This window comes from Burkholderia sp. D-99 (assembly GCF_011605345.1).
GTDB lineage: Bacteria > Pseudomonadota > Gammaproteobacteria > Burkholderiales > Burkholderiaceae > Burkholderia.
The window spans coordinates 224,758-244,588 of the sequence record NZ_JAAOXM010000012.1; the positions used below are offsets into that span (position 1 = coordinate 224,758).

The window sequence follows — 19,831 nt, forward strand, 5'->3', positions numbered from 1 at the left end:
GGCGGTCGGCCGATGAGGCCGGGGATGAAGCGGCTCGCCACCGCATTGCCGTGGGTACTGGCGGGCGGACTGGCGACGGCGGTGACGCTCGTCGCGCTCGCGCCGGCCGCGTGGATCGCGCCGCAGTTCGCGCGCGCGACCGGCGGGCATGTGAATCTCGTCGATCCGGATGGATCGTTATGGCACGGTTCGGGCACGCTGATGCTCGCGCCGGGGGCCGACCAGAGCGCGGCGACGCTGCTGCCGGGCCGGGTCGAATGGACCACGGGCTTCTGGCCGCTCCTGACCGGGCGCGTGCGGATGCGCATGCGGCAGACCGAAGCGATGCCGGATGCGGTCACGCTCGATGCGACGTGGCGCGGCGCGGTGTTGTCGGCGGGCACGATGGCCGTGCCCGCGTCGCTGCTCGCGGGGCTCGGCACGCCGTTCAACACGCTCGACCTGCAAGGCGACGTGCGGCTCGGCTGGAGCGACTGGCGCCTGATCGGCAACAACGCGTTCGGCCAGCTGACGGTGACGATCGATTCGATGAGTTCGCGTGTCTCGCGCGTGAAGCCGCTCGGTTCGTACCGCGCGGTGTTGCAGGCGAAGGGGGCCGGCGCCGATCTCGACCTGTCGACCACGCAGGGCCCGTTGTTTCTCGACGGCCACGGCAACTTCGGCCCCAGCCAGGGATCGTTCCGCGGCACCGCGCATTCGGCGCCCGAGCAGCAGGCGAACCTCGCGGGGCTCCTGAACCTGCTCGGCCACCCGATCGGGAACAACGAGGTTTCGCTGATCTTCGGCGACGCGCAGCGCTGACGCGCGCGTCGCCCCGCCCTTCCTACTTCTGCGCGAGCGGTGTGGCGACCGACGGTGCGGTGGCCGCCGGCGCGGCCGCACCGGACGCCGGCACAGGTGCCGGCGCCGCCATGTCGCCGTTCTCGCGCGCCATCTCCGAGACATTCCAGCCGCCGCCGAGCGCCTTCACGAGCCCGACCGACGACACCATCCGCTGTCCGGCGATCGTCGAGAGTTTCTGCTGCGCGGTGAACGCGGTGGTCTGCGCGGTCAGCACGTTCAGGTAGGCGACCGTGCCGGCCTTGTACTGGTTCGTGACGATCGCGAGCGCGTGCTCGGCGCTGTCGACGGCCTGCCGCTGCACGTCGATTTCCTGCGCGAGGATGCGTTGCGACGCGAGGTTGTCCTCGACGTCCTGGAACGCGGTGAGTACCGCGAGGCGGTACGCGGCGACGTCCTGGTCGTAGGTCGCACGCGCGGCGTCGGTCTGCGCGGCGCGCAACCCTGCGTCGAACAGCGTGGCCGCGAGCTGCGGGCCGACCGTCCAGAAACGCGCCGGCAGCGTGAACAGCTGCGACCACACCGAGCTCTGGAAGCCACCCGTGGCAGACAGCGTGAGGGTTGGGAAGAACGCCGAGATCGCGACGCCGATCTGCTCGTTTGCGGACGCCGCACGCCGTTCGGCCGCCGCGATGTCGGGCCGGCGTTCGAGGATTGCGGACGGCACGTCGACCGGCGTGATCGGCGGCTCGGCCGCGAGCGGATTCGGCGGCAGCGAGAAGGTCGACGCCGGTTCGCCGATCAACGTCGCGATCGCATGCTCGTACTGCGCGCGTGCGACGCCATTGTCGATCGCGGACGCATGCGCGCTCTGCAGTTGCGTCTGCGCCTGGATCACGTCCGCGCGCGCGGCGACGCCCTGCGCGTACTGGTTCTGCGTGAGCGTCAGCGACTGCTGGTACGACTTCACGGTGTCGTCGAGCAGCTTCTGCAGCGCATCGGACGTGCGCAGCTGGAAATAGGTTTGCGCGAGCAGCGCCTGCTGCGACAGCCGCGCGTTCGCGAGATCGGCCGCGGCGGCCGCTTCGCCGGCGCGCTGCGCGCTGACGGTCCGGCTCACCTTGCCCCACAGGTCGGGTTCCCACGACGCGTCGAGGCCGATGTTGTAGTTCGTGCTGATCGGGCCGCTATTGATGCCGCTGCTGGCGGCCGCCGACGACACCGCGGAGCGCGAGCGCGTGGCCGAACCCGTGAAGCCGACAGTCGGGAAATACGCGGCACGTGCCTCGGTAACGAGCGCACGCGCCTGCCGGTATGCGGCCGCCGATTGCGCGATGGTCTGGTTCGAGGCGTTGAGCTTGCCGATCAGCGCATCGAGCTGCGGATCGTTGTAGACCGTCCACCACGGGCCGCGATCGGTGCGGTCGGCGGGTTGCGCGACCTTCCAGCCGGCCGGCGCTTCCTTGTACGCGGCGGGGATCGACGTGTCGGGCCGATGATAGTCGGGCCCGACGGCGCAGCCGGCGAGCAGCACGGCCGTCGCGACGGCGACGGCGGCGCTCAGCGGGCGAAGGGCGCGCGGGAGGGAGGCGTACGGCATGGTGATTTTCCTGTCTGGGCGCGAGGTCTGGCGAGCGGCGTCGCGCGATGCGGTCGTCGTGCCGCTGGCGGACAAATGGTAACTGACGGCGGGGAAGCTGCGCAGCCCCAAGGGTACGGTGCGCGGCGACAGGAATGTGTTACCGGCGCGAGCGGCCGGTTTACCGGCCATTACGGCTCGCTGGCGGAAAGGTGGGCGTGCGACGCCGGCCGTGCGGGGCGCGGCCGGAGGGCTTGGTCGGAACAGTCAGGAAGGCGGGGAAGGCGCGCCGTCAGTGGCAGCGCGCGGGCAGCGGGAGCGGTTCGGCGGCGGACCGCCATGTCGACGGCTCCGTCGCGGCCGGCTGGCCCGTGCGGCGCGCACCGTCTTTCGCGTTGCGCTGCCGGCGATGATCGAACCAGGCGAGCCCGAGTGCCGCGAGCGAGCCACCGGGCACCACCAGCATCGTCACGTACAGCGCGATCTTCCAGCCGCGGTGCGGCCCGGAAAACACATGGTGAGCGGTATCGGTCAGGTTGCGGCGCAGCGCGCCGGCGGCATTTTTCAGGAACAGCATCGCGAACATCCTCGGGTGCCCGGCAGCGCGGGCGAATCGGTCAGAACATCGTCTCCGGCAGTGCAATATGCACGTCGTAACTGGTAGTCTCAAATAATATTGACTAAGCAATCAATTTTCAAGATACTGGGCGCGTTTAAATCCGAAACGCACTATTGCTGTGTGCGCAATCGCATGACCGGCGGCCTCTACGATCCCGAGAACATCGCGCTGGAAACGAGCCTCGGCTATTACCTGTCGAAGGCGAAGCAGGCGCTCGTCGAGCGGATGGACCGTGCGCTCGAGCCGCTCGACCTCACGGCACAGCAGGTCGGCGTGATCCTGCTGCTGTCGCGCGGTTATGCGCGTACGCCGTTCGAGCTGTCCCGCAAGATGTCGTACGACAGCGGGTCGATGACCCGGATGCTGGACCGGCTCGAACGCAAAGGGCTGATTGCCCGCTCGCGCAGCGAGCAGGACCGCCGGATGATCGAGCTGACGCTGACCGAGCGCGGCGCCGAAGCCGCCCGCGCGCTGCCGTCGCTGATCGCGACCGCGCTCAACGCGCAGCTCGACGGTTTCTCGGCCGACGAGCTTGCGACGCTCATCGGCCTGCTGCAGCGCTTCATCGCCAACGGGCCCGGCACGACCGGTTGCCCGAAACCCGACGACGAAGCGGACTGCTGATATGCGCGGAGGCCCCATGTCTAGGTTAAGCATTCGCTTATTTATCTGTCTGGGCAGAAGATGACAGGGCACGCGCTCCCCTTTTCCCTTTATCCATTCCACCCGGCCGGGCTGCGCTGCGGCGCACACCCGTGCGTTGTGCCGGCGCGTCTCGCGCGCCGCGTCTAGGAGATTCCGATGTCCGCCACCACGGCATCCGCCGCCTCCCCCGCCGCTCAACCCGCGCCGCTCACCGGCGGCGCACTCGCGCTGCTCACTGTCGGGCTTGCGCTCGGCACCTTCATGGAAGTGCTCGACACGTCGATCGCGAACGTCGCGGTGCCGACCATCTCGGGCAGCCTCGGCGTCGCGACGAGCGAAGGCACCTGGGTGATCTCGTCCTACTCGGTCGCGTCCGCGATCGCGGTGCCGCTCACCGGCTGGCTCGCGCGGCGGGTCGGCGAGGTGCGCCTGTTCACGCTGTCGGTGCTTGCGTTCACGGTCGCGTCGGCGCTGTGCGGCCTCGCGACCAACTTCGAGACGCTGATCGCATTCCGGCTGCTGCAGGGCCTCGTGTCGGGGCCGATGGTGCCGCTGTCGCAGACGATCCTGATGCGCAGCTACCCGCCCGCGAAGCGCGGGCTCGCGCTCGGGCTATGGGCGATGACGGTGATCGTCGCGCCTATCTTCGGCCCGCTGCTGGGCGGCTGGATCAGCGACAACTACACGTGGCCGTGGATCTTCTACATCAACCTGCCGATCGGGATATTTTCGGCAGTCTGCGCGTATTTCCTGCTGCGCGGCCGCGAAACGAAGACGTCGAAGCAGCGGATCGACGCGATCGGCCTCGCGCTGCTCGTGATCGGCGTGTCGTGCCTGCAGATGATGCTCGACCTCGGCAAGGACCGCGACTGGTTCAATTCGTCGTTCATCGCCGCGCTCGCGCTGATCGCGGTCGTGTCGCTCGCGTTCATGCTCGTGTGGGAGGCGACCGAGAAGGAGCCGGTGGTCGACCTGTCGCTCTTCAAGGACCGCAACTTCGCGCTCGGCGCGATGATCATCTCGTTCGGCTTCATGGCGTTCTTCGGCTCGGTCGTGATCTTCCCGCTATGGCTGCAGACGGTGATGGGCTACACGGCGGGCAAGGCCGGCCTCGCGACCGCGCCGGTCGGGCTGCTCGCGCTCGTGCTGTCACCGCTGATCGGCCGCAACATGCACCGGCTCGACCTGCGGATGGTCGCGAGCTTCGCGTTCATCGTGTTCGCCGGCGTGTCGATCTGGAACTCGACGTTTACGCTCGACGTGCCGTTCAACCATGTGATCCTGCCGCGTCTCGTGCAGGGGATCGGCGTGGCGTGCTTCTTCGTGCCGATGACGACGATCACGCTGTCGAGCATCCCCGACGAGCGGCTCGCGAGCGCGTCGGGGCTGTCGAACTTCCTGCGCACGCTGTCGGGCGCGATCGGCACCGCGGCCAGCTCGACCTTCTGGGAGAACGACGCGATCTACCACCACGCGCGGCTGTCGGAATCGGTGAGCGTGTATGCGCAGAGCACGACCGACTACCAGGGCGCGCTCTCGCAGCTCGGCATCGTCGGCCAGACGGCCAACGCGCAGCTCAACCAGCTCGTCACGCAGCAGGGCTTCATGATGGCGACCAACGACTTCTTCCTGCTGTCGGCGTTCATGTTCGGCGCGCTCGCGGCGCTCGTGTGGATCACGAAGCCGAGGAAGGGGGCGGGGCCGGCGATGGGGCACTGAAATCGGCAGGACTGTGGGCTGGCACACTCGGTGGAGGGGCTGGCCTTGCTTGCTTTTCTCAATTGAACTAAGCTAACAAAATATTTGAACTTAGTTCAATTGGAGAATGCGATGCATACCTACAACATGCACGACGCAAAGACGAACCTGTCGCGTTTGATCGATGAAGCCGTTCATGCCGGCGAACCGTTCGTGATCGCGAAAGCGGGCAAGCCGCTCGTCAAGGTGGTTCCGATCGATACGCCGGATCCTGTCCGGCCGAGCCGGATCGGCTTCATGAAGGGGCAGATCCGTGTTCCGGACGATTTCGACACGATGGGGAGCGACGAAATCGGCAAGCTGTTCGAGGGTGACGCATGAAGTTGCTGCTCGACACACACCTGCTTCTTTGGGCGGCAGCCGGTGCGGCCGAGCTGCCCGCCCGCGCCAGTGCGCTCATCGAGGATCCCGCCTGCACCCCGCTTTTCAGCGTTGCGAGCCTGTGGGAGATCGTCATCAAGCGCGGACTGGATCGCGACGATTTCCAGGTGGACCCAAACGTGCTTCGCCGCAATCTCCTCGATGTCGGCTATGTGGAATTGCCGATCACGAGCGCGCACGCACTTGCGGTCGAACAACTGCCGTCGATCCATCGCGATCCGTTTGACCGTCTCCTGGTCGCGCAGGCGATCTCGGAAGGCATTACGCTGCTCACGCACGACCATACCGTCGCCCGCTATCCGGGGCCGATCAAGCACGTCTGATTGCGCCGGGCATCGCCCGGCCGTCACTCCCTCGCCCGCAACCCGCCGAACGCCAGATCGTCGCCGGGCGCGATCGGCAGCGTCGCCCGCGCGACGTCGAGCCACGCGCGCGCCGCGTGCGACAGATACCCCTTCTTCAGCCAGCCGAGCGCGATCGCCCACGTGATTTCCGGCTCGACGATCGGCCGGCACGTGAACTGGCCCGCGTCGAGCCGCCGGCAATACGGCTCCGGCAGCAGCGCGATGCCGACCCCCGCATGCACGAGCGCGGCCATGAAATCCCAGTGGCCGCTGCGGCTCACGATCGACGGCGTGAAGCCGACCTGCCGGCACGCGTCCAGCACCGCGTCGTGCAGCGCGAGGCTTTCCGCGTAGAACACGAACGACTCGCGCGCGAGATCCGCGAGCGGCACGGCCGCGTGATCCTCCCAGCGCGACTCGCGCGGCGCGACGAGCCACAACGGCGCGCGCACCATCGGCAGCCGCTCGAAGGTGCCGGGATCGACCGGCTCCAGCAGCCCGCCGAGCTCCAGCTCACCCGAGGTCAGCGCGGCCTCGATCATCCGTGCGCCCTGCTCGAACAGCTTCAGCTCGATGTTCGGGTAGCGCTGCTTGTACGCGGCGATGATCGGCGTGAACAGCGAGCCGCCGAGCGGCGGGATGCCGATCGTCAGCTCGCCGCGCCCGAGCGTGCCGAGATCGTTCAGCTCCGACTGCAGCTGCGCCTGCGCGGCGAGCACGTCCTGGCCGCGCTGGAACACGATCCGCCCCGCGTCGGTCAGCACCATCTGCCGGCCGTCGCGCAACAGCAGCGGCGAACCGATCTCGTCCTCGAGCGCCTTCACCATCTTGCTGATGGTCGGCTGGGTCACGAACAGCTTGTCGGCGGCCGCCGTGAAGCTCTGCTGGCGAACCACCTCGACGAAGTACCGCAACGCGCGCAATTCCATCGATGACTCCCCAAGTTGGTGCAGCAATCAAAACGAATTCCGAATTGGAATGACAAGGATAGAGACAAGTCATTTTATTTATGGTTAGGGGAAACCCTATACTCACACCATCGACGCAATATCCGTATGGAGCCCGCCATGACCAAGCCGACCGCCGCACTCGCCGACCGCCCCGCCGCTTCGGGCAGCCTCGCGCACACGGGCCGGATCGTGCTGCAGGCCGCCGCGCTCGGCGTACTGTGGATGGCGGTCGACTGGGTCGTGCGCAAGGTCGGGCTGCCGATTCCGTCCGGCGTGATCGGCCTCGCGGTGCTCCTCGTGCTGTTGTTCTCCGGCCGCGTCGCGCCCGCGTGGGTGAAGGACGGCGCGAACTGGCTGCTGTCCGACATGCTGCTGTTCTTCGTGCCGGCCGCCGTCGCGGCCGTGCAGTACGGCGGGCTGTTCCGCGAGGACGGCTGGCGCATCGCGCTGGTGATGCTCGCCGGCACCGCGTTCGTGATGGTCGCGGTGGCCGTCGCGGTCGACCTCGCCGCGAAGCTCGAGCGCCGGCTCGCCGCGCAGCGCGTGTTCGCCGAACGCCGCCGCGCGCGCCTTGCCACCGTGTCCGCCCACTGAGCCGGAGCCTGCGATGTTTCCGTTGCTGTCGAGCCTGTCCGCCGACCAGGTGAATACCGCGATCTCCGTCGGCTGCTTCGTGCTGACGGTCGCGCTTTATTTCGCGTCGAAGCGGCTCTACGCGTACAAGAAGACGCTGCTGTTCTCGCCGCTCGTGTTCGTGCCGGGCGTACTGGTGCTGCTCGTGCTGCTGACCGGCACCCCGTATTCGGTCTACTTCCGCGACACGCGCTGGCTGATGTGGCTGCTCGGCCCGGCGACGATCGCGTTCGCGGTGCCGATCTACGACTATCGCGACCTGATCCGCCGCCACTGGCTGTCGCTGTCGGTCGGCGTCGCGGTCGGGATCGGCGCGGGCGTGTGCGGCTCGCTGCTGCTCGCGAAGCTGCTGCACCTGTCGCCCGAGCTGCAGCGCTCGCTGATGACACGCTCGGTATCAACCCCGTTCGCGCTCGCCGTATCCGACAAGATCCATGCGCCGAAGGACCTCACCGCGCTCTTCGTGATCGCGACCGGCATCTGCGGGATGCTGCTCGGCGAGATCGTGCTCGCGCTGGTGCCGATGCGCACGCGGCTCGCGCGCGGCGCATTGTTCGGCGCGGCCGCCCACGGCGTGGGCACCGCGAAGGCGCGCGAGATCGGCAGCGAGGAAGGCGTCGTGTCGAGCCTGACGATGATGATCGCGGGTGTCGCGATGGTGCTGATCGCACCGCTGCTGTCGTTGTTGCCGATCTGACGATGTTCGGGCGGGCGCCACGGCCCGCCCTCCCCACCGCGCCTCGCCTTTCCCGCCTGACGGAGCGCCGGCTTGCCGCCCCGGCCCCGGTTGCTTTCCCCCGCCGTTCCTACCCTGCATCGAGCCGACGCCCGGCCGACAATCGGCTGAGATAGCCGCAAATCCCCCCTCTTTTCCGCCCATCGGGCCCGGCCCGGATGCCGAACAATGCATGCTACGAGACATCACGCACGCATTCACATGGCCACGACCGCAAACCCGACCGCCGACAAGCCGGCTTCGTCCGGCAAGTTCAAGCGCATCGCACTCATCGCCGTCATCGCGCTGGGTGCGGCCGCCGCCGCCGCCGGCGGCATGTACGTGTTCCTGAGCAAGGAAGGCGTCGGCCATGCGAGCGCGCCCGCCGAGCCGGCGCCGCTCGCCGCGCCGGTGTTCTTCCCGCTCGACCCGCTGACCGTGAACCTGCAGTCCGACGACGGCGCGCAGCACTACCTGCGCGTCGGCCTGTCGCTGAAGCTCACCGACGCGAAGGCGCAGGAGCAACTGACCGCGCGGATGCCGGAGATCCGCAGCCGGATCCTGCTCGCGCTGTCGAACAAGCATCCCGAGGATCTCGCGACGCCGGACGGCAAACGTTCGCTCGCGAAGGAACTGCGGGAGCTGATCGAGCAGCCGACGCAGCCGGGCAACCAGCGCGCGAAGGTCGACGACGTGTTGTTCACCGAGTTCGTCGTCCAGTAACGCGGCCGCGAAAGGAGCGCGTATGGGCCACCAGGAGTTCATGTCCCAGGAGGAGGTCGATGCCCTCCTCAAGGGCGTCACCGGCGAAACCGATGCAGTCGACGAGCAGCGCGACACATCGGGCGTCCGTCCCTACAACATCGCGACGCAGGAGCGGATCGTCCGCGGCCGGATGCCCGGCCTCGAGATCATCAACGACCGCTTTGCGCGCCTCTTGCGGATCGGCATCTTCAACTTCATGCGGCGCACGGCGGAAATCTCCGTCAGCCAGGTGAAGGTGCAGAAGTACAGCGAGTTCACCCGCAACCTGCCGATCCCGACGAACCTGAACCTGGTGCACGTGAAGCCGCTGCGCGGCACGTCGCTGTTCGTGTTCGACCCGAACCTCGTGTTCTTCGTCGTCGACAACCTGTTCGGCGGCGACGGGCGCTTTCACACGCGCGTCGAGGGCCGCGACTTCACGGCCACCGAGCAGCGGATCATCGGCAAGCTGCTGAACCTCGTGTTCGAGCACTACACGACCGCGTGGAAAAGCGTGCGGCCGCTGCAGTTCGAATTCGTGCGCTCGGAAATGCACACGCAGTTCGCGAACGTCGCGACGCCGAACGAGATCGTCATCGTCACGCAGTTCTCGATCGAGTTCGGGCCGACGGGCGGCACGCTGCACATCTGCATGCCGTATTCGATGGTCGAGCCGATCCGCGACGTGCTCGCGTCGCCGATCCAGGGCGAGGCGCTCGAAGTCGACCGCCGCTGGGTGCGCGTGCTGTCGCAGCAGGTGCAGGCCGCCGAGGTCGAGCTGACCGCGAATCTCGCCGAGATCTCGTCGAACTTCGAGAAGATCCTGAACCTGCGCGCGGGCGACGTGCTGCCGCTGGAGATTGACGACACGATCACCGCGAAGGTCGACGGCGTGCCGGTGATGGAATGCGGCTACGGAATTTTCAATGGTCAATATGCGTTGCGCGTGCAGAAGATGATCAGCGCGGGCGATTCGATGAAGGAAGGTGGATATGAGTGAGCTGAACCAGACGCCCGAGGACGACGCACAAGCGATGGCCGACGCGGCCCTCGCGGCATCGGCTGCCGCCGCGCAGGCGGCACCGGCCGCGGCGGAAGAAGATCCGGGCATGGACGACTGGGCGGCCGCGCTCGCCGAGCAGAACGAGCAGCCGGTGCAGCCGGGCGCGACGGGCGCCGGCGTGTTCCAGCCGCTGTCGAAGGCCGCGGCGAGCTCGACGCACAACGACATCGAGATGATTCTCGACATCCCGGTCAAGATGACCGTGGAGCTCGGCCGCACGAAGATCGCGATCCGCAACCTGCTGCAGCTCGCGCAGGGTTCGGTGGTCGAGCTGGACGGCATGGCCGGCGAGCCGATGGACGTGCTCGTGAACGGCTGCCTGATCGCGCAGGGCGAGGTCGTGGTCGTCAACGACAAGTTCGGCATCCGCCTGACCGACATCATCACACCGGCCGAACGCATCCGGAAGCTGAATCGATGAGTTTCGCGACGCCCGGCCGCCGTGCGATCGCGGCGGCGCTTGCCGTCGCCGCGTCGCTCGCATGCGCGCCGGCCTTCGCCGCCGACATGAACGCGGTGAACAACGCCGGGGCGATCGCGTCGAGCGTGACGGTCGGCTCGGCCGCGCCGTCGCTCGGCATCGGCGCGGTGCTGCAGACACTCGTCGGGCTCGCGGTCGTGATCGGTCTCGTGTTCGCGTGCGCGTGGCTCGCGCGCCGCTTCGGCTTCCAGCACGTGCGCCGCGGCGGCCCGCTGACGGTCGTGTCGAGCGTCGCGGTCGGCGCCAAGGAAAGCGCGACGATCGTCGAGATCGGCGACACCTGGCTCGTGCTCGGCGTCGCGCCGGGCAACGTGCGATTGCTGCATACGCTGCCGGCCGGTTCGGCAGCGGCTACCGCGACGACAGCCTCGGCCGGTGCACCCGCCGGCGCCGCGCCGTCCGAAGGCGGCCTGCCCGGCACGTTCGGCTCGCGGTTTCGCGACGCGCTCGCGGGCGAAGCCGCGAAGCGCCTCGGTCGCGGCAAGGACCGCTGACATGGCGCCGCGCCCTCTTTCCGACCCCGCATTCCGATGAAACACGCATTCCTGCATCGCGCGGCGCGCTTCGCGCCCGTGCTGATCCTCTGCCTCGCCCCCGCGCTCGCGTGCGCGCAGGCGAACGGCCTGCCCGCGTTCAACGCGAGCCCGGGCCCGCACGGCGGCACCACCTATTCGCTGAGCGTGCAGACGATGCTGCTGCTCACGATGCTGTCGTTCCTGCCGGCGATGATGCTGATGATGACGAGCTTCACGCGCATCATCATCGTGCTGTCGCTGCTGCGCCAGGCGCTCGGCACCTCGACGACGCCGCCGAACCAGGTGCTCGTCGGCCTCGCGATGTTCCTCACCTTCTTCGTGATGTCGCCGGTGCTCGACCGGGCCTACAACGACGGCTACAAGCCGTTCTCCGACGGCACGATGCCGATGGAGCAGGCCGTGCAGCGCGGCATCGCGCCGTTCAAGACCTTCATGCTGAAGCAGACCCGCGAAACCGATCTCGCGCTGTTCGCGAAGATCTCGAAGGCCGCGCCGATGCAGGGCCCCGAGGACGTGCCGCTGTCGCTGCTGGTGCCTGCGTTCGTCACGAGCGAGCTGAAGACCGGCTTCCAGATCGGCTTCACGGTCTTCATCCCGTTCCTGATCATCGACATGGTCGTCGCGAGCGTGCTGATGTCGATGGGGATGATGATGGTGTCGCCGTCCACCGTGTCGCTGCCGTTCAAGCTGATGCTGTTCGTGCTGGTCGACGGCTGGCAGCTGCTGATCGGCTCGCTCGCGCAGAGCTTCACGTAAGCCGCGGAGGACAACGCACGATGACGCCCGAACAGGTGATGACCCTCGCGCACCAGGCCATGATGGTCGGCCTGCTGCTGTCGGCCCCGCTGCTGCTGGTCGCGCTCGTGGTCGGCCTCGTCGTGAGCCTGTTCCAGGCCGCGACGCAGATCAACGAGGCGACGCTGTCGTTCATCCCGAAGCTGCTCGCGGTCGCCGCGACGCTCGTGATCGCCGGCCCGTGGATGATGACGACGATGCTCGACTACCTGCGGCAGACGCTGCTGCACGTCGCGACGCTCGGCGTCGGCTGAACCGCGCGCACGCGCACGATCCGGCCGCGATGTTCTCGGTTACCTACGCGCAGCTCAACGGCTGGCTCACGGCGTTCCTGTGGCCGTTCGTGCGGATGCTCGCGCTCGTCGCGACCGCGCCCGTCGTGGGTCACGCGTCGGTGCCCATGCGCGTGAAGATCGGCCTCGCCGCGTTCATGGCGCTGGTCGTCGCGCCGACGCTCGGCGCGATGCCGGACGTCACCATGTTCTCCGCGCAGGGCATCTGGATCCTCGTCACGCAGTTCCTGATCGGCGTCGCGATGGGCTTCACGATGCAGATCGTGTTCGCGGCCGTCGAGGCGGCCGGCGACTTCATCGGGCTGTCGATGGGGCTCGGCTTCGCCACCTTCTTCGATCCGCACACGAGCGGCGCGACGCCCGTGATGGGCCGCTTCCTGAACGCGGTCGCGATGCTCGCGTTCCTCGCGATGGACGGCCACCTGCAGGTGTTCGCCGCGCTCGCTGCATCGTTCCAGTCGCTGCCGGTGTCGGCCGACCTGCTGCACGCGCCCGGCTGGCGTACGCTCGCGGCATTCGGCGCGACGGTGTTCGAGATGGGGCTGCTGCTCGCGCTGCCGGTGGTCGCGGCGCTGCTGATCGCGAACCTCGCGCTCGGCATCCTGAACCGCGCGGCACCGCAGATCGGCGTGTTCCAGGTCGGCTTTCCCGTCACGATGCTCGTCGGGCTGTTGCTCGTGCAACTGATGATCCCGAACCTCGTGCCGTTCGTGTCGCACCTGTTCGACATGGGGGTCGATGCGATGGGGCGGGTGTTGATCGGCTGGCGGTGAGCGCATCCCGCCCCTTTGCCCGTCCGTTCCGCCCCCCGTTGCTGGAAAACCCCTAAAGGAATCGCCCGCCCGCGAAAGGTAGCGGAAGGTTTCGCCTCCCTATACTCGTCGTGACGATGCAGCAAGCATCGCGCCAGACGAATACAACGAACGGAGACGACCCGATGCGACCCATCCTGCGCACCCTCGCCGTGGCAGCCAGCCTGAGCTGCGCGCTCGCCGCTCACCCCGCGTTCGCCGACGACGGCGGCAAGATCACGATCATGGTCGGCGGGATCGCGAAGCTGATCTACCTGCCCGCGCGGCTCACGCAGGAACTCGGTTACTTCAAGGCCGAAGGGCTCGACGTCGAACTGCTGTCGCAGCCGGCCGGCGTCGACGCGGAGAACGAGCTGCTCGCGGGCGCCGTGCAGGGCGTCGTCGGCTTCTACGACCACACGATCGACCTGCAGAGCAAGGGCAAGGACGTGAAGGCGATCGCCGTGTTCGGCCAGGTGCCGGGCGAAGTCGAGATGGTGTCGACCAAGGCCGCGCCGACCTTCAAGTCGATGGCCGACGCGAAGGGCAAGACGCTCGGCGTGACGGGCCTCGGTTCGTCCACCAGCTTCCTCACGCAATACCTCGCGCTGGCGCACGGCGTGCCGTCGACGCAGTACACGATGCTGCCGGTCGGCGCCGACGCGAGCTTCATCGCCGCGATCAAGCAGGGCCGCATCGATGCCGGGATGACGACCGAGCCGACGGTCTCCGCGCTCGAGAAGATGGGCGACGCGAAGGTGCTGGTCGACATGCGTACCGTCGACGGCACGCGCGCGGCGCTCGGCGGCACCTACCCGGCCGCGAGCCTGTACGTGCAGTCGGCCTGGGCCGATTCGCACAAGGCGGAAGCGACCAAGCTCGCGCACGCGTTCGCGAAGACGATGCAGTTCATCCATACGCACAGCGCCGAGGACATCGCCGCGAAGATGCCGGCCGACTACCAGAAGGACAAGGCGCTGTACTTGACCGCGCTGAAGGCATCGCTGCCGATGTACACGGCCGACGGCAAGATGCCGGCCGACGGCCCGGCCACCGTGCTGAAGGTGTTGTCGGCGTTCAACCCGTCGGTGAAGGGCAAGCATATCGACCTGGCGCGCACCTTCACGAACGATTTCGTGAACGCGAAGTAACGAGTTGCGGCGCCGGCCGCGGCGATCCCGCCGCCGTGCGTTCCCCGTTCCGGCCCGGTTGACCGGCCCGGCGTCGCCACGATGCGACGCCCTCCTCACCCGCAGGACGAATGCGATGAACCAGGCAGTCTCCCCGAGCACACCGGCGATCGAGTTTCGCAACGTGTCGTGCCGCTTCATTTCGCCGGAAGGCAAGGCCACCGTCGCGCTGCGCGACTTCAGCATGAGCGTCGCGCGCGGCGAGTTCATCGCGATCGTCGGGCCGACCGGTTGCGGCAAGTCGACGACGCTGAACCTGATCACCGGGCTGCTCAAGCCCGTGTCGGGCGAAGTGCGCGTGATGGGACGCCCGGTCGACGGGATCGATCCGCGCATCGGCTTCGTGTTCCAGGCCGACGCCGTGTTCCCGTGGCGCAACGTGATCGACAACGTCGCGGCGGGCCCGCTGTTTCGCGGCCGCTCGAAGGACGTCGCGTATGCGCAGGCCGAGGAGTGGATCCGCAAGGTCGGCCTCGACAAGTTCACGAAGCACTACCCGCATCAGCTCTCCGGCGGGATGCGGAAGCGCGTCGCGCTTGCGCAGACCTTCATCAACCAGCCGGAAATCCTGCTGATGGACGAGCCGTTCTCCGCGCTCGACATGCAGACGCGCACGCTGATGCAGGACGAGTTGCTGCAGCTCTGGTCCGCGAACAAGGGCTCGGTCGTGTTCGTCACGCACGATCTCGAGGAGGCGATCGCACTCGCCGACCGCGTGTTCGTGCTGACCGCGCGCCCCGCGACGCTCAAGCGCGTGTACGAGATCGACCTGCCGCGCCCGCGCGTCACGTCGGAGATCCGCTACGACGCGCGCTTCATCGAAATTTCCAAGGACATCTGGCACGACCTGCGCGAAGAAGTGCAGATCGGCTGACGGCAGCAAGGACAGGATAGGACAGGAGCATGACCGACATGACGCTTCCCCCCACCGCCATTCCGGCGAAGTCGCTCGACGATGAGTCGCGCGCCGCGCAAACCCGGCTGCGCCGCCGCCGGCAACTGATCATCGGCCTGCGGATCGCCGTGCTCGTCGTCGTGCTCGGCGGCTGGGAACTCGCCGCGCGGCTCAAGTGGATCGACCCGTTCTTCTTCTCGCAGCCGACGCTGATCTTCGCGCAGATCCAGGACTGGATCGTCAACGGCACGTCGCAAGGGCCGCTGCTCACGCAGGTGTGGGTGACGCTCGAGGAAACCACGATCGGCTTCCTGATCGGCTCGGTGGCCGGCGTGATCTGCGGGATCGTGCTCGGCCGCAACAAGCTGATGTCCGACGTGTTCGGCCTGTACATCCAGATCGCGAACTCGATTCCGCGCGTCGTGCTCGGCTCGATCTTCGTGATCGCGCTCGGCCTCGGGATGGCGTCGAAGATCGCGCTGGCCGTCGTGATGGTGTTCTTCGTCGTGTTCGGCAACGCGTTCCAGGGCGTGCGCGAAGCCGACCGCTACCTGATCGCGAACGCGCAGATCCTCGGCGCATCGCGCCGGCAGATCACCACGTCGGTCGTGATCCCGTCCGCGCTCTCGTGGATTCTCGCGAGCCTGCACGTGAGCTTCGGTTTCGCGCTGGTCGGCGCGGTCGTCGGCGAATTCCTGGGTTCCAAGCAGGGCATCGGTTTGCTAATCTCCACCGCCCAGGGCGCGTTCAACGCGAGCGGCGTGTTCGCGGCGATGATCGTGCTGGCGGTGGTCGCGCTGGCCGCCGACTACCTGCTGACCTGGCTCGAGAAGCGACTGCTGAAGTGGCGCCCCGCGGCGTTCTGAACGCCGCAGACGGACGCCTGACATGACACTTCCGACCGCGCCGGCGCTCCCGGCGCGGTTCGGCATTTCGGAGAAGGAGCGCAACAGGATGGCGCACAGCCTGCGCGGGCGATTGCTGTGGTGGCTGCTGCTGCCGCTCGCGGTGTTCATGCTGATCGCCGGCGCGATGTCGTACGACACCGCGCGGACCACGGCCGCGCTCGTGCAGGACAGCGCGCTCGTCGCGTCCGCGCGCACGATCGGTGAGGACATCGAATGGCGCAACGGGCTGCCGGTCGCCGACGTGCCGCCGGCCGCGCTGGAGATCTTCGAATCGCCGTCGGGCGATTCGGTGTTCTACAAGGTGATCGACGGGCACGACCGCCTGCTCGCGGGCACGCCGGCGCTCGACGTGCCCGCGCGGCACGGCGTCGAGCCGACGCTGTACGACGCGTCGCTCGATGGCGTGCCGCTGCGCGCGGTGGCCTACGATCGCCAGCTTTACGACGAGGGACGGGTCGAGACGGTCACGGTGGTCGTCGCGAAGACGACGCGCTCGCACCGCGCGATGGTCGCGACGATCTGGCGGCCGCAGCTCGTGCGCCTGTCGCTGATGCTGATGCTCGCGATGGGACTCGTGTACCTCGGCCTCACCTTCGAGATGCGTCCGCTGCTGAAGCTGAAGGACGACGTGGCCGACCGCGGGCCGATGGAGCTGGAGCCGATCCGCCCCGAGCGGCTGCAGAACGAACTGCGGCCGATCGTCGATGCGATCAACCAGTGCATCGCGCGCCTGAACATGCACACGGCCACGCAGCGCCGTTTCATCGCGGATGCCGCGCACCAGTTGCGCACGCCGATCGCGGTGCTCGACACGCAGATCCAGTACGCGCAGCGGCGCGGGCACGACGATCCGGAGCTGGCGTCGGTGCTCGACAGCATGCAGCGCAGCAGCCGCAAGATGGCCGACGTGACCGACAAGCTGCTGCTGCTCGCGCATGCGGAGGCGACGCCGTCGACGCTGCTGACCCAGCGCGTCGATCTCGCGGCCGTGGTGTCGAGCGTGCTCGAGGAAACGATCGTGCTCGCGCAGCGGCGCAATATCGACCTCGGCGCCGATCTCGGCGAGCGGCTCGACGTCGCGGGCAGCGACAGCCTGCTGACCGCGCTGGTGATGAACCTCGTCGACAACGCGGTGCGCTACACGCAGCCGGGCGGCTGCGTGACGGTGGTCGCACGCCGTGACGGCGACGCGATCGTGCTCGACGTGGTCGACAACGGCCCCGGCATCCCGGCCGAAGCGCGGCCGCACGTGTTCAAGCGGTTCTACCGCGTGGCGGCCGACACCGAAGGCTCGGGCCTCGGGCTCGCGATCGTCCGCGAGATCGCGCAGGCGCACGGCGGCAGCGCGTCGCTCGCGCCGGGGGCCGGCAATCGCGGTATCGTCGTGACCGTGCGGCTGCCCGCATACGATTGAAGAGAAGTCGCCATGAAACTCCTGCTGGTCGAAGACAACGCCGAACTCGCGCACTGGATCGTGAACCTGCTGCGCGGCGAGGATTTCGCGGTTGACTCCGTCGGCGACGGCGAGCGCGCCGACACGGTGCTGAAGACCGAACGCTACGACGCGGTACTGCTCGACATGCGCCTGCCCGGCATCAGCGGCAAGGAAGTGCTCGCGCGGCTGCGGCGCCGCAACGACAACGTGCCGGTGCTGATGCTGACCGCGCACGGCTCGGTCGACGACAAGGTCGACTGCTTCGGCGCGGGCGCCGACGATTACGTCGTGAAGCCGTTCGAATCGCGCGAGCTGGTCGCCCGGATTCGCGCGCTGATCCGCCGGCAGGCCGGGGTCGGCACGACGCAGCTCGTGTGCGGCGATCTCGTCTATGCGTTCGGCACGCGCGAATTCCGCTGCGGCGAAACGATGCTCGCGCTGCGCCGCCGCGAGCACGCGATCCTCGAAACGCTGATGCTGCAGCAGAACAAGACGGTATCGAAGGCACGGCTGATGGACAGCGTGTTCGCGCTCGACGACGAGCCGAGCGCCGACGCGATCGACATCTACATCCACCGGCTGCGCAAGCATCTCGCGGGCAGCACGGCCGAGATCATCACGCTGCGCGGGCTGGGTTACATCCTGCGCATGAAGAGCGCGCAGGACTGACGCTCGCTCACCCGGCTCCAGGTACAGCCAGTCGATTCGTAGCACGAAACGTATGTGACGCCAGCCGGATGCCCGGCGGGCCCGCCTTCGCGCGCCTGCCCGATTCGTGATTGTTGCGCGTTCGGTGTTTTCACCGATCCGATTCTTGCGCCCGGGAAAGCGTCGTGAAGGATTGCACCCTCTACGATGCTATGCGTCGGCCCTCTCGCTGTGGCCGGCAAGAGTCGGCATACATTACGTACTGCCAACGACCAGATTTCAATGCGGCAGCTCGGAGGAGACGATCTTGAAACGAAAAACCCTTGCCCTTTCCATCGCGGCGGCTGGCCTGTGCGCCGGCACCCAGGCGCATGCGCAGTCGAGCGTGCAGCTCTACGGCCTGATGGACCTGAGCTTTCCGACCTACCGGACCCACGCCGACGCGAACGGCAATCACGTGATCGGCATGGGCAACGAAGGCGAGCCATGGTTCAGCGGCAGCCGCTGGGGCCTGCGCGGCGCCGAAGACATCGGCGGCGGCACGAAGATCATCTTCCGCCTCGAAAGCGAATTCGTGGTCGCGAACGGCCAGATGGAAGACAGCGGCCAGATCTTCGACCGCGATGCGTGGGTCGGTGTCGAGGACGATCGCTTCGGCAAGCTGACGGCCGGCTTCCAGAACACCATCGCGCGCGACGCGGCGGCGATCTACGGCGACCCGTACGGCACCGCGAAGCTCTCGACCGAGGAAGGCGGCTGGACCAACTCGAACAACTTCAAGCAGATGATCTTCTACGCGGCCGGCCCGACCGGCACGCGCTACAACAACGGCATCGCGTGGAAGAAGCTGTTCAGCAACGGCATCTTCGCGAGCGCCGGCTACCAGTTCAGCAACTCGACGCAGTTCGCGACCGGCTCCGCGTATCAGGTCGCGCTCGGCTACAACGGCGGGCCGTTCAACGTGTCGGGCTTCTACAACCACGTGAACAACGGCGGCTTCACGAACCAGACGTTCTCGGTCGGCGGCAACTACACGTTCGACATCGTGCGCCTGAATGCCGGCTATTTCCGCTACAACGGCGACCAGGGCCCGCTCGGCCAGCGTCACGACGATTCGTGGACGGTGTCGATGAAGATCGCGCCGAAGGGCGCGCTCGACTACGAGCTCGGCTACCAGCAGATGCGCATCAAGAACGCCGCGAACAACTCCGACGGCTTCACGCCGAACGCGAACCTCGGTGCGTTCAGCCTGACCAACGGCGTCAGCAACGGCTTCAAGGAGACGATCTACGGGTCGGTGTTCTATCACCTGAGCAAGCGCACCGAGGTGTACCTGGCCGGCGACTACATGAAGCTGCATGGCGGCTACACGGTGTCGTCGACGTTCGGCGCGAAGAACCAGCTCGAACTGACGTCGGGCATCCGTACGCGTTTCTGACCCCGAGCGGGGCCCGTCGGGCCCCGCCGTACCCTCCATCCGGGATTCTCCATGCGGGCACGCCGGCGCTTGGCGCCGACCGTGCCCTTTTTTCGTCCTTTCCGGAGCGCCCCGGGGATGCCCGGCGGGCGGCCGCCGGCCGGCCATGCGACAACCGGCCCGAAACCGCTTGCGGCCCGTGGGGCGGGCGATCGCGGCCGATGCCCGCAC

General features: G+C 67.7%; 23 protein-coding genes. 20 read left to right on the top strand and 3 right to left on the bottom strand.

What is annotated here, in order from left to right; translation table 11 throughout:
• Nucleotides 1-12: 12 nt before the first annotated feature.
• Complete coding sequence (locus HAV18_RS31865; RefSeq protein ID WP_166963969.1) at nucleotides 13-801, top strand: type II secretion system protein N; 789 nt, start codon at nucleotides 13-15, stop codon at nucleotides 799-801.
• Between the two features lie 22 nt (nucleotides 802-823).
• Here the strand turns inward: HAV18_RS31865 and HAV18_RS31870 are convergent, their stop codons facing one another.
• Together HAV18_RS31870 and HAV18_RS31875 are read right to left on the bottom strand one after the other, a co-directional pair.
• Nucleotides 824-2,380, bottom strand: coding sequence for an efflux transporter outer membrane subunit (locus HAV18_RS31870; RefSeq protein ID WP_166963971.1), 1,557 nt, complete (start codon nucleotides 2,378-2,380; stop codon nucleotides 824-826).
• A 271-nt stretch (nucleotides 2,381-2,651) separates the two neighbouring features.
• Nucleotides 2,652-2,936, bottom strand: coding sequence for a multidrug ABC transporter ATPase (locus tag HAV18_RS31875; protein WP_166963973.1), 285 nt, complete (start codon nucleotides 2,934-2,936; stop codon nucleotides 2,652-2,654).
• Between the two features lie 174 nt (nucleotides 2,937-3,110).
• On the opposite strand from HAV18_RS31875, the gene HAV18_RS31880 reads away from it, so the two are divergent.
• From HAV18_RS31880 to HAV18_RS31895, 4 genes are all read left to right on the top strand, one after another.
• On the top strand, nucleotides 3,111-3,602 hold the full coding sequence (locus HAV18_RS31880) for a MarR family winged helix-turn-helix transcriptional regulator (protein ID WP_166963974.1): 492 nt from the start codon (nucleotides 3,111-3,113) through the stop codon (nucleotides 3,600-3,602).
• A 177-nt stretch (nucleotides 3,603-3,779) separates the two neighbouring features.
• Complete coding sequence (locus tag HAV18_RS31885; protein ID WP_166963976.1) at nucleotides 3,780-5,342, top strand: DHA2 family efflux MFS transporter permease subunit; 1,563 nt, start codon at nucleotides 3,780-3,782, stop codon at nucleotides 5,340-5,342.
• 111 nt (nucleotides 5,343-5,453) lie between these two features.
• Nucleotides 5,454-5,702 (top strand): type II toxin-antitoxin system Phd/YefM family antitoxin, encoded by a 249-nt coding sequence (locus HAV18_RS31890; protein ID WP_027788747.1) that lies wholly within the window; start codon nucleotides 5,454-5,456, stop codon nucleotides 5,700-5,702.
• Nucleotides 5,699-6,085, top strand: a complete 387-nt coding sequence (locus HAV18_RS31895; protein ID WP_122944031.1) for a type II toxin-antitoxin system VapC family toxin — start codon at nucleotides 5,699-5,701, stop codon at nucleotides 6,083-6,085. The genes HAV18_RS31890 and HAV18_RS31895 overlap by 4 nt, the downstream gene beginning before the upstream one ends.
• A gap of 23 nt (nucleotides 6,086-6,108) precedes the next feature.
• Here HAV18_RS31895 and HAV18_RS31900 read toward each other — a convergent pair whose 3' ends face one another.
• Nucleotides 6,109-7,035, bottom strand: coding sequence for a LysR family transcriptional regulator (locus HAV18_RS31900; protein ID WP_166963978.1), 927 nt, complete (start codon nucleotides 7,033-7,035; stop codon nucleotides 6,109-6,111).
• 138 nt (nucleotides 7,036-7,173) lie between these two features.
• Here HAV18_RS31900 and HAV18_RS31905 point away from each other — a divergent pair, with 138 nt between their 5' ends.
• The 15 genes from HAV18_RS31905 (at nucleotide 7,174) to HAV18_RS31975 (ending at nucleotide 19,621) form a co-directional block, all read left to right on the top strand.
• Entirely contained in the window at nucleotides 7,174-7,650 is a 477-nt protein-coding gene (locus HAV18_RS31905) for a CidA/LrgA family protein (RefSeq protein ID WP_166963980.1), read from the top strand.
• A gap of 13 nt (nucleotides 7,651-7,663) precedes the next feature.
• Nucleotides 7,664-8,386, top strand: coding sequence for an LrgB family protein (locus HAV18_RS31910; RefSeq protein ID WP_166963981.1), 723 nt, complete (start codon nucleotides 7,664-7,666; stop codon nucleotides 8,384-8,386).
• 240 nt (nucleotides 8,387-8,626) lie between these two features.
• Nucleotides 8,627-9,127 (top strand): flagellar basal body-associated protein FliL, encoded by a 501-nt coding sequence (gene fliL, locus HAV18_RS31915; protein ID WP_208102196.1) that lies wholly within the window; start codon nucleotides 8,627-8,629, stop codon nucleotides 9,125-9,127.
• 22 nt (nucleotides 9,128-9,149) lie between these two features.
• On the top strand, nucleotides 9,150-10,148 hold the full coding sequence (gene fliM, locus HAV18_RS31920) for a flagellar motor switch protein FliM (RefSeq protein WP_166963984.1): 999 nt from the start codon (nucleotides 9,150-9,152) through the stop codon (nucleotides 10,146-10,148).
• On the top strand, nucleotides 10,141-10,632 hold the full coding sequence (gene fliN, locus HAV18_RS31925; protein ID WP_166963986.1) for a flagellar motor switch protein FliN: 492 nt from the start codon (nucleotides 10,141-10,143) through the stop codon (nucleotides 10,630-10,632). The genes fliM and fliN overlap by 8 nt, the downstream gene beginning before the upstream one ends.
• Nucleotides 10,629-11,186, top strand: coding sequence for a flagellar biosynthetic protein FliO (gene fliO / locus HAV18_RS31930; protein WP_166963987.1), 558 nt, complete (start codon nucleotides 10,629-10,631; stop codon nucleotides 11,184-11,186). The genes fliN and fliO overlap by 4 nt, the downstream gene beginning before the upstream one ends.
• A 36-nt stretch (nucleotides 11,187-11,222) precedes the next feature.
• Entirely contained in the window at nucleotides 11,223-11,984 is a 762-nt protein-coding gene (gene fliP, locus HAV18_RS31935) for a flagellar type III secretion system pore protein FliP (RefSeq protein ID WP_166963989.1), read from the top strand.
• Nucleotides 11,985-12,004: 20 nt separating this feature from the next.
• Nucleotides 12,005-12,277, top strand: coding sequence for a flagellar biosynthesis protein FliQ (fliQ, locus tag HAV18_RS31940; protein ID WP_166963991.1), 273 nt, complete (start codon nucleotides 12,005-12,007; stop codon nucleotides 12,275-12,277).
• A 29-nt stretch (nucleotides 12,278-12,306) separates the two neighbouring features.
• On the top strand, nucleotides 12,307-13,089 hold the full coding sequence (gene fliR, locus HAV18_RS31945) for a flagellar biosynthetic protein FliR (RefSeq protein WP_166963992.1): 783 nt from the start codon (nucleotides 12,307-12,309) through the stop codon (nucleotides 13,087-13,089).
• A 164-nt stretch (nucleotides 13,090-13,253) separates the two neighbouring features.
• Nucleotides 13,254-14,258 carry an ABC transporter substrate-binding protein gene (locus HAV18_RS31950; protein ID WP_166963994.1) on the top strand — a complete coding sequence of 335 codons (1,005 nt, stop codon included), beginning with the start codon at nucleotides 13,254-13,256 and terminating at the stop codon, nucleotides 14,256-14,258.
• Between the two features lie 115 nt (nucleotides 14,259-14,373).
• A complete protein-coding gene (locus HAV18_RS31955; protein WP_040142661.1) occupies nucleotides 14,374-15,171 on the top strand; it encodes an ABC transporter ATP-binding protein in 798 nt (265 codons plus the stop codon).
• Between the two features lie 29 nt (nucleotides 15,172-15,200).
• Nucleotides 15,201-16,058 carry an ABC transporter permease gene (locus HAV18_RS31960; RefSeq protein WP_166963995.1) on the top strand — a complete coding sequence of 286 codons (858 nt, stop codon included), beginning with the start codon at nucleotides 15,201-15,203 and terminating at the stop codon, nucleotides 16,056-16,058.
• Between the two features lie 88 nt (nucleotides 16,059-16,146).
• Entirely contained in the window at nucleotides 16,147-17,514 is a 1,368-nt protein-coding gene (locus HAV18_RS31965) for a sensor histidine kinase (protein ID WP_166964049.1), read from the top strand.
• Nucleotides 17,515-17,526: 12 nt separating this feature from the next.
• Nucleotides 17,527-18,204, top strand: a complete 678-nt coding sequence (locus tag HAV18_RS31970; protein ID WP_166963997.1) for a response regulator — start codon at nucleotides 17,527-17,529, stop codon at nucleotides 18,202-18,204.
• A gap of 286 nt (nucleotides 18,205-18,490) precedes the next feature.
• Complete coding sequence (locus HAV18_RS31975; protein ID WP_166963999.1) at nucleotides 18,491-19,621, top strand: porin; 1,131 nt, start codon at nucleotides 18,491-18,493, stop codon at nucleotides 19,619-19,621.
• Nucleotides 19,622-19,831 lie beyond the last annotated feature (210 nt).